We start from the raw sequence: 14,055 nt of genomic DNA on the forward strand, positions 1-14,055 counted from the left end.
CTAACCTCGTGCATCAAAAATCCCCGACCGATTTACGTTGTTGCCTTTGTCGGACGGACGATGATAAGTAATATCCTGATTTGGTCTTCCGACCAACAGATCCAAAGAATAATCTATAAATGTAAGCGACTGCTCTATCAGCTTCTGATTTAGGTCATTGGCTTCTTTCAGGCGATGCAAAGTGCCCGAAAGCTTCTGCTGAATATGCAGCAGTCGTGCCTTGTCTTCAGGGTCAAAGATAAGCCTGGACAGCTCCGTTAGATTCAGGTTTAGGTTGGAACGAATACCCACGCCTTGCAAAACGGTATATGCGGCTAATATTCGCTCTTCCTCGAGCTGCCCAATTACCTTCATTAGTTTGGACTCACGGTTAAGGATGTCTATTAACGCATCCACCTTGTTATCCATAATTGTCTGTTTCTTCTCAGCGGCCAGATCCAGCATTTGAACATGCACTCCATCTAGCCGCTCCAATAGTTCTATTAATGTCGTCAATGCCATGGATGTTTTCACCTAATTCTCGGAGGATTGCTTAAAGTAAGGGGCGAGTTTCTCTGCTAGCTTAGATGCATCAACTTGATAGGTACCTGCGGAGACCTGCTGCTTTAGATTGTCGATCTTAAGTGCGCGTTCTGGATCATTCTTGCCAGTGTTTTGTGCTTGCAAGAGTTGAATCGCTTCATCAGAGATCGAAACCTCATCCTTGCGTGTGCTTTTCTTCATTTGTTCCTGCCTTTGCGCTTCCGCGCTGCGTTGATACGGATTAATCGCGTTAATTCGTCCGGTCTCGTTAATTTTCATAACTTCCACCTTCCTTCTAATATAAAAAAGCCGATAATCTTTACTAAGTTTATCGGCGTAGACTGAAACATTCTTTATAGCTGCAAACGTTTTTTTTGCAGATTTTATAGGTCACGCAGCTTATCTATGGCACGATATGCACCATCAGATGTCTTTTTAGTAGTATCCTCAGCAGAATTTTCCTTGACAGCATTCGTGAGATCTTTCCTGAGCCGACTACGACAGCTGTCACACATATGGCCATCCCGAATCAGTGTACCACACACTTCGCAAGGGTACATCATATTGGGTGCATTAGCTATAGAAATCCGGCCTTCTCGAATAAAGCGGGTAATCTCTTTAATAGAAATCCCCGTAGCATCGGAGAGCTCCTGAATGTTGGTTCCTTTGTTTTCCCGTAAATAATTCACGCAGATCTCATATTCATGCTCCAGCTCTTTGATACAGGCCTGGCACAACCCCATAAGATTCTTGACAAACAACCGGCCGCACCTTGGACAATTGTCTAGATTCATAACAAGCAGCCGCTCCTCTCCGTACATTCTGTGCAATGCATAATATTCTTATGCTCCTAGATTACATGATTGCAAGGAATTCGTCTATGGGACAGAAGAAACGCTACCAACCGCAACTAATCCTTAATGGAATGGATATAGCTGTTCACAATCATGCATTTTCCGCGTTTTAGGAACGCGCCCAGGTTAGGCTATAGATTTCCGCAGCATAATCATGGTTTGAAACCATTTGTTTTAGAATTTCGGCGCAAGCACGAATCGTGCTTCCCGTTGTATAGATATCATCAACAATAATAATTCGAATAGGACGGCTTATAGGTGAGTTATCTTTCAGCCAATCCTTAAATAGTGTGGAGACTGCCGGATTCGCTCCAAAAGCATTCTTCATATCTGCCAGTCGCTCCGCACGTCCTTTAAAGCTCTGCTTAACCGTATGATGCGTACGAATTAGTAGCGGTAGCTGAGGAATCTTCCTATGACGAGATAGAACATTGGCCAATCTTTCGGCTTGATTGAAGCCCCGTTCTAGAAGCCTGGAATCACTGACAGGTACCGGAACTAATAAATCAGCTGACCAAAGGCTGTTTTTTATGTACCTTTTATGTTGAATAAGATGAAAAAACGATGCCTTCTGGGATGAAGAAGCCCCCTGCTGCTTTTCCTCCTTTAGGGTTAAATAAGCTCTATCCAGCATGAATCCAAGCAAAGGAGCATATCGTTCATTCCCGCGATATTTGTATTGACCAAGCCATTCTCTCATCTCGTTTGTGTAGGCTACCGCACTCCGGTTACAAACAATTGGCGTGGGTTCAGCGCTGCGAGTGCAGTCTGGACAGCCTACATGCCGCCCACATATCAAACAACGTGGAGTGCGTATCCAAGGAATGGATTCCGCACAATTCTTACAGATACCAGGCAGCTGTGAGGACTGTGGGCTGTACTTCCCGCAAGTTAGACATTGAGGAGCGGAGGAGGTAAGAAGGAAAGACAGGGATTTTCGTAACCCTGTAAGCTTGGGATTCATATAGCCCCACCTTTACTGATATATCCTTGGCGGTGAGCGATGATATTCATAGTACGAATCTGAGCAATCGCTCCACGCTGGGATCGGCTCCACTGTGGGGAGGCAAATACAACATGCCCATCAGGATCGTCTTTAGAACGTCCGGCACGGCCTGCCATCTGAACCAAAGAAGCTTCGTCAAAAAGGCCACTGTCTGCATCCAAAATAAACACATCACTGCGTGGCACGGTAACTCCCCGTTCCAGGATCGTAGTAGTTACTAACAAAGAGATGATACGGTTGCGAAAAGCAGTCACCTTCTCTGCCCGAAATGAATCCTTGGACGAGGTGCCTTCAATAACCACGCCAGGAAAGCTCCGACGAAGCAGTACCAGCAAGCCTTCGATATGAGCTATGCGAGACACAAACAGAAAAATTTGTGCTTTTCTGTCCAGTGATTTTTGAAGATTCTGTATAAGCGATCTTGGCATACTTCCACGCTTCAGACAGGTTAGAACAGTAGGCATATTCAAATGCTGCGGGATAGGCAAGGGATGACCATGGAAGCGGACAGGCACTCTCGCATGTGGAAGCTTGCCTAACCGGACCAAACGCTGCATTTCTTGCGGTGGTGTAGCTGATAAATAAATGAAAGAGCTGTCCACTTTACAGGCTTGTTCAGCGGCATAGGCCAACATAGGATCATTGTGGTAGGGAAACGCATCCAGCTCGTCAATGATTACGAGATCAAAACCTTGATGGAAGCGCAGGAGCTGATGGGTGGTAGCGAGCGTTAAGCGACCGCTCACCCAGCGATCTGCGCTGCCGCCATAAAGTACGGCGATGTCCTCCGCCGGAAAAGCCCGGGCGAGCCGCGGCGCGAGCTCAAGTACGACGTCGCGGCGCGGCGTCGCTACCAGCGCCCGCCCTCCGGCGGCGAGCACGGCCTCTAGGAGCGGGAAGATCATCTCCGTCTTCCCCGCTCCCGTCACCGCCCAGAGCAGAAACCGCTCTGGGCATGTACTGGCGGAGCGCTTGCGCGCCTCCGCCAGAAAACCCAGCGCAGCGCCAGCGGCTCCCGCCTGCGCTGGGCTCAGCCCCCACCGGCCTGCGGCCGCGGCGGGGTCAAGGGCGGCCGTGCACCGCACGGCCGGAAGTGCTGCGCTGCGCAGCAGCAGCGCACAAGCCCGGCTGCGCCCAAGCGCGAGGCAGGCCTCGCAATAGGCGCAGCCCATAAGCCCGCACGCGGCGCATGCCGTGCGGCCGGTGGGGACGCTGCCGCAACGCAGGCAGCGCGAAACCGCGCGGCGAGCGACAGCGCCGCGCCACAATAAGTGTGGCAGCCTAGCCGCCGCACGCACCATAACGCCAGCACCCGCAGGGAGCTGGCGGGCCCGCGCCCCGTGCGCAGCCGGGGGCGCACTGCCTACGGCGGCTGTAAGCAACAGCCGCCCCTGTAGATGCGCCAGTTGTGCCGCCTGGCGCCAGCAACCCCCTAGCTCTGGCAATTCTTCTGCCAGCAGCGCTTCTACTTCCGGCTCCAATAAAGAGCGCCCGGCCACAGCCCGCAATAATTGTTCTGAATCAGATTCTAGTAATCCAGATTGAAAATCCTCTTTTTCACACCAATCGTATCTTTCATTCTTCTTATTGTCCTGATCTATTCCGAAACTTGATTCATTAGGCTTCCATATGAATATTCCATCATTCAGCCACTGTGCCTCCCACAGTCCCCCTGTCTCTTTCTCCTCTCTCAACTCAGCCTCAAGCATACTATTAATATATTGCCCCCACTCCTTAATCCCCCAGGTTCCCGTTGCGCTTCTTTGTTTAAAGTTGTCCCGGAGCTTCACAGCCCAACCTAGCGGCAACGCAGAAGAAAGCAGAACCAATCTATTCGCCGCTAAGGAACTCCCATCTTTCTTCTCCGATCTAGCTACAGACCACCACCATCTATCTACCCTAAGATCTAATGAAATTCTAACCCTCCAGCTCCCCTTGCATTCCACAGCATATACAGCGACTTGCATAATAATCCCTCCTACCTTTCGCTTGTACTTAGCAACTCCATATTTGATCCCAAATTCACGACTCCGTCTCCCCAAACGCAAAAAGCACACTCCCCCAGTTCTTGGAGAGTGTGCTTCACCCGTTACTTACATATTTACTTAAGATCTGTTGCGCTTTGATTCGCATCCCCTACTTCCTGCCATCCCCATAAAAGGCAGCGATACAGACTGCCCTGACAGCCGCAAGTCTACTACAATTCCTTCATGCTGCAATTCTTCACTCATCTGAAGAGAGTACAAAGATGTTGCAAGATCGATAGAGCAGCCACTAGCGGCCATTTTGGAAACTATCCCAAGTGTTCCATCGCTCGAACCATCATCCATGAACGTTACTCGCAATCGTTTTCCGGTTAGAAGAGCTTGAAATGTCAGTGCCCGAATGTACCATTCCACAACAGATTCATGATTGCGGGTAATAAAAATATAATGAATCCATTTTCCGGACTGCGGTGTTTTACGCACCTTCTGCCGGTTATGCAACATATGAATCATCACTGCAGCGGATACATAAACAACCGCAATCCATATCAACTGGGCTACCATGGAGATGCACCTCCTCTGTATACCAACACTATATGCCGGCATTAAAAGGTCGGTGACTGCCTAGAACACCCATCAGGGAAGCAAGCTGTGTCTACTTAATTTCTTTCCTATATGTAACGTATTACTGTGAAGCTTCTACAAGGTTACCCAGCCATATTTAATCGAATTAATAACGGCTTGAGTCCGATCATCCACTTCCATTTTTTGCAAAATACTGCTAACATGGTTTTTAACTGTTTTTTCACTAATGAATAAATATTCACCGATCATTTTGTTGCTCTTACCTTCAGCCATTAGACGAAGCACTTCTGCTTCACGACGGGTTAGAGGATTGTTGTCGCCAGCAATAAATTTAACACCAGCTTCCTTCACCACTGTATCTGTAGTTACGCCAGTCTCGTTAAGGTAAGTCATACGCCGCAATTGATTGATAAGCTTTCCAGTAACCTTTGGATGGATAAAGGCATGTCCTTCACAGACCGAACGAATGGCATTAATAAGGGATTCGGCCTCCATATCCTTCAATAAATAACCATTGGCGCCCTTACGAAGGGTCTCAAATACATAACTCTCATCATCATGAATGGATAAAATAATTACCTTAACCTCCGGGAACATTTCCCGAAGTTTTTGAGTGGCTTCTACACCATTCTCAACAGGCATATTGATGTCCATCAATACGATGTCCGGTTTAGTACCGTTACAAAACTCTAATACCTGAATACCGTCGCCGCACTCCCCTATGACCTCGATATCCTCCTCCATATTCAAAATGCGTTTCAGCCCTTCACGAAAAAGCTGATGATCATCCGCCAAAAGAACCTTAATGGGCGTTTTACTAGAGTTTAAGTTCTCCATCACACTACTCCTTCCCCTTCTCCACATTCGTCGGAATATGGATCACGATTGTTGTCCCCTGATTCTCGGCTGATACAATTTCCATTCTTCCTTCAAGCAGTTCTACACGTTCCCGCATACCTACTAGCCCGAAGCTTTCCCGATTACCTTGCTGATTTTTTAACTTTTGTACATTAAAGCCTAATCCGTTATCTTTAATCACAATCTTAATTAACTGCGCTTGGTATGTAATCTCCACCAATACGAAGCTTGGGTAGGCATGTTTTGCTGCATTAGACAATGCTTCCTGAACCAGACGATATACCGCCGCCTCCATCGCTGAAGATAGTCGGTGTTCCTGTCCTCGGGTTTCCAAAGTCGTCCGCAGTTTCGTCTTCTCTTCAAAATCATGCACATATTTCCGCAAAGTCGGAATTAAGCCCAAATCATCGAGAGCCATCGGTCGTAAATTAAAAATAACCTTACGCATTTCTTCCAGGCTGTTACGTACCTGCCCTTTTAAATCTACTACTTCGTCCTGCACCAGCCCAAATTCCTGCTTTACCAGCATTCTTTCTACAATTTCCGTCCTAAGGACTAGATTTGCCAGCATTTGAGCGGGACCATCATGAATTTCCCGGGCAATTCTCTTCCGTTCTTCTTCTTGAGCCAGGATAATTTTGAGTCCGATCATCTGTCTGTTCTTCGCAGATTCGACAATTCTCGTCACTTGGCCTAGTTCTCCCGACAAATATTCGAGCACTACGCTCATTTGCGAACCAATTGACTCTGCACGCTCTACAGAATTTTCGACACTGCGCACTCGCATTTGTAATTCATCACGTCTGCTTCGAAGATAGACCTCTCGCTCACGCGTCATCATGAGTTCGAGCTGAAGCTCCGTAGCCTTCTCATAAGCAATACGGATATCCTTCTCTGAGTAGCGGACAAAGTCCCGGCTGACCTCTGTCAGCCGGATTCTGGAGCGGTGATACTGTAGCTCCAGCTTGTCTACCTTTTTCAATGTTTCATCCGTTTCGTCCATGACCCGCTGCAGTTCCTTGTTGAGTGCAGCAAGTTCATCACGTGCAACCTGCAATATTTCAAAAATCTGATACTTGCTGCTCTCCATCACGTCGATGGTATTTTTAATAACGCGATCAATCGCATCGGCTTGAAATTCCACGGATGCTTGCCCCTTTTCTATCGGATCGTATTAAGGTTTTCCTTATATATTAACATATCACGATTCGATAGTTACGGTCTTCGTTTTCTGTTCCCATTTTACAGTTAATCCTAACTGTTCAGAAACCAGTCTCAGAGGTACTAAAGTCCTACCCTGTAAAATAATAGGTGCTACTTCAGCACTTTGTCGCTTACCATTTAACAGGTATTCCTTTTTATTTACCGTCAGATCCAGTGCCTTGGCTCCGCGCAACACCATGATCTTCTTATTCACCTGATCCCAGGTAGCATTCCCTCCAAAAGCATCCAGCACATAACGGATCGGCACATAAGTACTGCCGTCTTTCACAATTGGAGCTACATCAATAGCCTTCTTATTTCCGTTTACGGTCATTGCTTTGGAGCCGATGCTCATCGAAGCCGTACCCTTTGGTAACCCTGCATCACTGGAAAGTGAAGGCATTGTGAAGGTGATATTATCAAAAGCAACGGTACCTGTCTTCGCCCGTTCATCTTGGCCTTCCTCTACATTGACTACATAAAGTCTCTTCAGCGTAGCCGGGAATTTAATCCCTGATCCTGACAAGTCGATGTTTATGTTCTTCCAACCGTTCCAATCGATAATCTTCGCAAGATCTACATAGGCTGTAGCTCCACTATTGTCTACAAACTCAGCACGCAGCCAATTTAAGCTCATATCGCCCATCACATCAACTGACATCGAAGTTGCAAGCGCTGGAACGGCTTTTCCACTTGTGCCGTTAAGTTGAGCATAAGCGTACATTTTACCGCTGCCAGCCGTCATATCATAACTGAGTGACAGCACCTTGGACCCTACTCTTTCAGCCGATCCGTCTACTATTGTTGCAGTCCCCTGTACCGCTGGCACATTGGTAGTAAAGTTGACTGGATAACTTACCTTCTCGAAATCTTCCCATGTTGTAGCTGCTGCTGTCGATAATACAACCGCTGTGCTAAATCCATCATAACGAGCAATAGCGTAACCTGTAGTAACCCCTGCATCCACAGAGTTTACAGTAAGCTTGCCATTTTGCACGACTCCCTTAAAGCCTACAAACTCCCACTTCAGCGCTGAATCTGGAACGCTTATGGTTGCTCCACTCTTCGTAGCGGCCTTTACAGGGACAGATACAGTTGTCCCAGCTGTCAGTGGCGCTGTAGCAGTGCCTACACTCATGCTGGATAGATCATCTCCACCCAAGACTGTAAGGGTTGTAGAAGCGCTTGCTACGCCGCTTTTAGCCGTTAAGGTAACGGTGCCTGGCTTCACTGCCGTTACTTCTCCTGCACTTACAGTTGCGCTTCCTCCACTTGATGTCCAAGTAGGATTGCCTGCTGCTACATCTATAGGGTTATAGTAAGTGTCATAACCTTTTAACGAATAAGTAGCCTTTTGTCCAACTAATAGTGAAGTGCTTCCGCTAATTTTAATTCCTTTTACTTCACCTTGTGGTGCGTTAGTATAAACACCAAGCGCGTTAACGATGCTGCGCTGCTCTGTGCCATACTCTGTATTAAAGGTTAGTGTGGCTGAGCTTTCACCAAGAGGCCGGTCTACCATCGTTGTAGAGCCGCCTCCGTCTAAGTTAAGCCCTTTCCAGACTCCAATATTGGTCATAAAAGATTGCAGCTCGGTCAATGACATTCCTGAGCTGTTGCCATTTTTTTCAGTAGCTATGATATATACATAACGTCCATCCTGAGAGTATCCTAAAGCCGTACGTGCACGATAACCGCCAATACTGCTAGTCGAGCGAGAGAACGTTGCAGCTTTTCCGTTATTCACAAGAATCGTATGTCCACCAATCATTGTTTGCAGATTAGCAGGATCTAGCGATTGCTGCGTAGTCTTGGATTTCAGGGAGTACACACTTGTTACCGGTTGTCCAACAGTCAGATGGGCAGTAACATACCGTGCGGCTAAGCCATGGGCCCGCAAAATATAAGCTCCCTTTGGAACCGCTGTAGGAAGCGCAGCATTTTCAGATATTTGAGTAACTACGCCGTTCTCAACGAGCACCTCTGTCGGTGTGGTTGAGCTGTTTTTGGGACGATCGAGTGCGGTCCATACATCCGTATAGATATACATTGCATTAGCATGGCTATAAGTCGAGCTCCCACCTTCAGGACTATAAGCACCTTTATTGATACCGGATATCTCAAACTGTGCGCCGTCAGGTGCGGTTATCATTCCTTCAAAGCTGAACTCATCAATAAGAGGCTTACGATCTTTAGTCACTGCAAAGGCATACATTCCATCCAATTGCGAAGGGGTGGAAACCAAGACTCCACTGGATACTTGTCCACCAATCGGAGCGCCTTCCCCGCCTGTATTAAAATAATCTCCGTTTACTGCAGCCACGGCTCCAGTTTCTTTAGCCATCCCGCCAGTACTTTGACGTGTTGTCAGGTTTCCACCTTTACCAGTCATAACATCTAAAGAAACATATGGATTGTTGAGGTCAACGCGAATAACATCCGCCAAGCCAGAAGCGCTCGCTCCTGAACGTGTAGCCGTATATTTGTATTTCATCATAATGGCGCCCGAAGTAATTACTTCTTCTCCCAGCTTGCTTACTTTAAAATTAGATGTGGCTGCGGCAGCAATTGGTGTGGAACTATGACCAAACATAGCTAAGCCTTCACTGCCAATTACCGGCATAATCCACAACACACCTGCTAATGAAGCGGCAACCCATTTTTTAGTAGATGATAATTTCATTCCCCGAACAACTTCTCTACTCTTCTTCTCCATGAAAACTTCATTCATTTCGACGTAACTCTCCCATCTCTTTTTTACTCTTCAAGTCCGTTATCAAAAGTCTGGAAACTGGTTCCTATTTTTCTAGTACTCTTTTAATAGACTGAAAATAAGCGAAAAAGTTGCGAAATTGAGAGATTTCAAGCTTTATAGAGTCTCGTAACACAAACTGTTAACATAAAAAAAGCCCAGCAGAATGCCAGGCTTTACCAATCTATTTATTCTATAAATAATCTGTTTGCTTCAGCATCCGATGCAACATCACAGCAGCTTGTGCACGAGTGGCATTACCCTGAGGCTGGAACTCACTTGTGGTCATTCCCAAAATAATCCCCGATTGCACAGCTTTAGCTACGAATTCTGCACTTTGATTCTGAATTTTGGACTTATCCTTAAAGCGAGCCAGTGTTGAGGCAGAAGTGCCGCTTAATGTAATAGGATGTTTGGTGTATTCCATTGCCCGAATCATCATGATTGCCATCTGCTCACGAGTGATATTATCATTAGGCCGGAAGGAGCCATCCGTGTTGCCTGTAATAATACCTGCCTTAGCTGCTGCACCAATATAGTCTCCCGTTTGTGTGGAAGGCTGCACATCCCGGAAGCGCTGTGCGGTCTCGCGATCGCCTAGCAAACCAAGTCCCCGGCTAAGCATTACTGCAAACTCTGCACGGGTAATCTTTTTTTCTGGACCAAATGTAGTCCCGTAACTGCTATCGATGATAGTCTTTGCACTAAGCTCAGCTACGATTGAATTACTCCAATGTCTACTCATATCTGAAAAGGCCCGGGTTGATATAAAGGTTCCTAACACCTGATTACCCTCCGTACGAGCACGAATAATCGTATAGCTACCTACCGTACTTACTTTTGTTGGCAGATAGGCTGCATCGTAATAGGAAAGATCCAGTCTAGCAGCAGATGTCTGCGCATTGTTCAATGAAGAAGTTGTACGCACAGTGTATTCTCCAGGTACCGATAATGCCTTAGCATTAGAATAATTGCTACTTACTATCGCAGTCACCCGGACATCCATAAGACTAGTAACGCTCTGCATCCCCATAGTTTTTAGCTTTTGCTCAAATGGGGAGAACGTACCTGCCGGAACCTTTTCTAAGCGGAACACCAGCGAGATATTTTTACTGTCTGCAATCAAGCTTGTCGCTAATCCGTTCATATCGATATCGTCTAGTCCTACGCTATATAAGTGATCGCCATAACGTATCATAAATTTTGTGGTTTTACTGCGATTTACAGCATCAAGCAAAGGCTTTAAAGGAACAGTCACATAGGCCGATTGTTCTGTAGCAGGCACCTCAAAAGCTAATGTATCACTATTTGCCTTATACAGATATTCAAAACTGGCCGTCAGGCGATCTGTGTTTAAGGTATATCTTTTTACAGATTGATTGTATAACGAACGGTCATCCACGATTTGTGAAGAGTCACTCTTCAGCAGCGCGTATTCTTTTCCAAACTCACTTGTTGCAATCGTCCCTAGATAGGATGGACGATTTCCCGTTCCGGTGCTCACGCCGGTTAGGTTCTTAACAGAAAGTGAAGAGAAGGAGGACAGTATATTACCACTTAAATCCTTGATCGTACCTGAACCTGACATGTAAGACAAATCAACAGTTTGCCCGGTTTTTACTGCTGAGGATGTTGTTATTTTTAAAATATCCCCTGACAAAGTGTAGTTTTGTACACCCATACTGCTTCCATCTGCTCTAACTCCGAACTGATTAGCATAGAGGGAACCAGATGCCTGCATGTTTTTACTGAATGTAACCGTAAGCTCGTCGCCATTGATGGTGGCAGAACTAATCTCAGGTATGCTAGTGCCGCTATTTTCCGAGATGGACACAGGCTGCAGGTTAATATAAGCTGCGCGGTTTCCATTTAAATCGCTTATTCCGGTAGTCCCCGGAACATAGGATAACGTAACATTCTGATTCACCGTCAAAGCACTCTGGAGCGTTAGCGTGACCTGTGAGCCACTGACGGATACATTCGTAACATAGTTAGGAGTGCTGCCAACAAGCACAGAGAACTGGCTGTTCATCGGGAGGTTTGTCGTTGACAAGCCTTCATTGTAATTCAGAAGGATTTTATTGCCACCTCCGGTTGCACTTTGGAACACGGGTGGAATTGTATCGTTGCTGTTGCGAATGTAGAAATCTGTGAAATCCGCAATATTTTGTCCAAAAGAATTCTGCAAAGGATAAGAGCCTGCATAATAGGAGACACGAACGGTCTGGCCATTAGAAGCATCGCTATTTAACCCTAAATATACAGTGTTCCCGCTGGAGCTTATGGAGTTGACCCCTAGAGATCCCCCATCTGAAGTCACTAGAAACTGACTATGTGCGTAAGAGGAAACTGCCTTTAAAGAGTCATTGAAATTCAACGCTACAGTTCTACCTGTGATCCGTCCATCTTTTGGTGTAGGCATGGAGGACTCGATAGTGTTAGTAACCTGCTTTGAGCTAAAGGTGCTGGCTGCATTTCCGCTTGGATCTTGAATGGTCCGCAGACCACCTGTATAGCTAACCTTCACGTTCTGTCCAACCGCTACCCCTGTACTGAGTACCACATAGGCGCTGTCTCCCTGGATATAGACACTTTCAATTGTACGATTCTCATCATTCACCGTAGCACCAAAGCTGGAGATCAACAGTGCAATGGAAGAGTTGAGACTCTCATTGTATTTTAAACGAATGGTCCGATTGTTCTCGAGTGATGCAGATGTGAGCTGTGGAGCTGTTTTATCCTGAGACAAGGTCCGGAAGCTCCATGAATTTTTGCCGCTTAGTCCATCATAGATAACACTAGCATCAATAGCGTCTACAAAAGCTCCTTTAGCAATATCAATATAATAGGTTGAGTCGCTATCTAAAGCTGTTTTAGGCGTAATTACATATTCGTTTGCAGCAGTTGTACTCCGGTTAACAGTAACCGCAACCTGTGCTCCACCACTTTTATAAAGCGCTACACCATTTTCCACAGCACTGTTATAATTCACATTACGATTGAATGTGACAGAAAATGATCTGTTGTTAGCTATGGATTCACTCCGGTCAGCTGGATTTAGCGCACTTACGTTAAGTCCTGTCAAAGAAGCCGTTGTAAATGTCCAGGTATACGCACCCGAAGCTGGAAATACATTTCCGTCTTGATCGTAAAAAGCTCCCTGCGGTATCGTCACCGTATACTGCGTACTGTTTAGCAAGGGTGATGCTGCTGATGCTGGAAGTAATGTTATAGTTCTGCTGCTTCCTCCTGTAACGGCTGGGGAGTTTACATTAAGCCATCTCGTTCTAGCATCGTTAGCTGCACCTGGAGATACTGTTATGGTTCCAGCTGCAGGCATCATAGGACGATCAAATGTAAGCTGTAGGGCACCAGTGGTAGACACCCCACCTGATCCGTTTGCCGGTGCAGGAGTCACTGGAATCTCTGCCACACCTTTAGTAGAGAAGCTCCACACATCACCGCTTGAAATTCCGGAATACGTTCGATTATCAACATCCTTAAAAGCATAAGAATCTATAAGAACATAATAGTTACTTCCGGAGGCCAATGTTTTATCCAATGTTAGTTTAACTGTAGTAGAGTTAGCATCAGTCTGAACGTTGACTCTAGTATCATCATCCTTAATTTTGAACTCTTGTACGGTTGCATTATCTGCAGACGACAAAATCCGGATGGAACCTCCACCTTTTATCAGGTTTTTATTTAAGGTTAGACTTAGCTCCTTAAGGGCTCCTGCATCCACTCTTGTATTATTAGCAGGTGAAAAGTTACCTGCCGTAATCGCTGTATTACTCTCAGGCGCAGTGGTAAATGCCCATGAAGTAACATCTGACTCATTACCATCATTATCCTTGAACAACCCCTTAGGGATTGTCACTGTATAAGTCTTGTTTGAAGTAAACTGTTGATTTAGCTTAAGCTCGTAATCTTTTGAACTACCAATAAGACCATAACTACCAATAGGAATCGTTAAAAAAGGTGAGCTATCACCTTGACCCGTAATAGTAATTTCACCTGACTGCGGGTTTACTTGACGATCAAAGCTCAGTCTAAGGGATGATCCTATAGTTACATAACTTGCTCCAGGCGCTGGTGAGACTGTTATACCAAACTCTGATGCAGCGTACACTGCTGAATTCCCTATTCCAATAGCAGGATAACCCGAACCAAGTACTAACTCTCCCGCTAGAATAAGTGCCGTCCATATTGAAATTTTTCTTTTCATTCCGTGATAGACTCCTCTCAAGCCATACTATCGTCTTTATGTATATTCTTATATTTCGGCTA

Annotated in this window: 10 protein-coding genes; all 10 read right to left on the minus strand. The window is 46.0% G+C overall.

Annotation, left to right across the window (positions count from 1 at the left end; translation table 11 throughout):
• The 10 genes from NSS82_RS28275 to NSS82_RS28320 all read right to left on the minus strand — a co-directional run bounded on the left by NSS82_RS28275 (position 1) and on the right by NSS82_RS28320 (position 13,993).
• A complete protein-coding gene (locus NSS82_RS28275; RefSeq protein WP_036678457.1) occupies positions 1-501 on the minus strand; it encodes a flagellar protein FlgN in 501 nt (166 codons plus the stop codon).
• 12 nt (positions 502-513) lie between these two features.
• Complete coding sequence (gene flgM / locus NSS82_RS28280) at positions 514-801, minus strand: flagellar biosynthesis anti-sigma factor FlgM (RefSeq protein ID WP_036678454.1); 288 nt, start codon at positions 799-801, stop codon at positions 514-516.
• Positions 802-905: 104 nt separating this feature from the next.
• Positions 906-1,316 (minus strand): TIGR03826 family flagellar region protein, encoded by a 411-nt coding sequence (locus tag NSS82_RS28285; RefSeq protein ID WP_038574933.1) that lies wholly within the window; start codon positions 1,314-1,316, stop codon positions 906-908.
• Between the two features lie 169 nt (positions 1,317-1,485).
• The gene (locus NSS82_RS28290; RefSeq protein ID WP_076099675.1) at positions 1,486-2,340 is read right to left on the minus strand and encodes a ComF family protein; all 855 of its coding nucleotides are present in this window, start codon (positions 2,338-2,340) and stop codon (positions 1,486-1,488) included.
• Complete coding sequence (locus NSS82_RS28295; RefSeq protein WP_340961168.1) at positions 2,337-4,349, minus strand: helicase-related protein; 2,013 nt, start codon at positions 4,347-4,349, stop codon at positions 2,337-2,339. Before NSS82_RS28295 ends, NSS82_RS28290 begins: the two co-directional genes overlap by 4 nt.
• 138 nt (positions 4,350-4,487) lie before the next feature.
• On the minus strand, positions 4,488-4,931 hold the full coding sequence (locus NSS82_RS28300; RefSeq protein WP_051491194.1) for a glycosyltransferase family A protein: 444 nt from the start codon (positions 4,929-4,931) through the stop codon (positions 4,488-4,490).
• Positions 4,932-5,066: 135 nt separating this feature from the next.
• Positions 5,067-5,789, minus strand: a complete 723-nt coding sequence (locus tag NSS82_RS28305) for a response regulator transcription factor (protein ID WP_036681509.1) — start codon at positions 5,787-5,789, stop codon at positions 5,067-5,069.
• Positions 5,790-5,793: 4 nt separating this feature from the next.
• Positions 5,794-6,954 (minus strand): sensor histidine kinase, encoded by a 1,161-nt coding sequence (locus NSS82_RS28310; RefSeq protein ID WP_036681511.1) that lies wholly within the window; start codon positions 6,952-6,954, stop codon positions 5,794-5,796.
• A 57-nt stretch (positions 6,955-7,011) separates the two neighbouring features.
• Complete coding sequence (locus NSS82_RS28315) at positions 7,012-9,744, minus strand: stalk domain-containing protein (RefSeq protein ID WP_080742649.1); 2,733 nt, start codon at positions 9,742-9,744, stop codon at positions 7,012-7,014.
• Positions 9,745-9,958: 214 nt separating this feature from the next.
• The gene (locus NSS82_RS28320) at positions 9,959-13,993 is read right to left on the minus strand and encodes an Ig-like domain-containing protein (RefSeq protein ID WP_076273641.1); all 4,035 of its coding nucleotides are present in this window, start codon (positions 13,991-13,993) and stop codon (positions 9,959-9,961) included.
• Positions 13,994-14,055 lie beyond the last annotated feature (62 nt).

Origin of the sequence: Paenibacillus sp. FSL H7-0735, from assembly GCF_038008505.1 — a bacterium.
Taxonomy (GTDB): Bacteria; Bacillota; Bacilli; order Paenibacillales; family Paenibacillaceae; genus Paenibacillus_AQ; species Paenibacillus_AQ odorifer.

Bases quoted from the DNA above. Each gene is read 5' to 3' on its own strand.
- NSS82_RS28300 (WP_051491194.1), bottom strand. From the start codon at position 4,931: ATGGTAGCCCAGTTGATATGGATTGCGGTTGTTTATGTATCCGCTGCA.
- NSS82_RS28305 (WP_036681509.1), bottom strand. From the start codon at position 5,789: ATGGAGAACTTAAACTCTAGTAAAACGCCCATTAAGGTTCTTTTGGCG.
- NSS82_RS28315 (WP_080742649.1), bottom strand. From the start codon at position 9,744: ATGAATGAAGTTTTCATGGAGAAGAAGAGTAGAGAAGTTGTTCGGGGA.
- NSS82_RS28295 (WP_340961168.1), bottom strand. From the start codon at position 4,349: ATGCAAGTCGCTGTATATGCTGTGGAATGCAAGGGGAGCTGGAGGGTT.
- NSS82_RS28320 (WP_076273641.1), bottom strand. From the start codon at position 13,993: ATGAAAAGAAAAATTTCAATATGGACGGCACTTATTCTAGCGGGAGAG.
- NSS82_RS28290 (WP_076099675.1), bottom strand. From the start codon at position 2,340: ATGAATCCCAAGCTTACAGGGTTACGAAAATCCCTGTCTTTCCTTCTT.
- flgM (WP_036678454.1), bottom strand. From the start codon at position 801: ATGAAAATTAACGAGACCGGACGAATTAACGCGATTAATCCGTATCAA.
- NSS82_RS28285 (WP_038574933.1), bottom strand. From the start codon at position 1,316: ATGAATCTAGACAATTGTCCAAGGTGCGGCCGGTTGTTTGTCAAGAAT.
- NSS82_RS28275 (WP_036678457.1), bottom strand. From the start codon at position 501: ATGGCATTGACGACATTAATAGAACTATTGGAGCGGCTAGATGGAGTG.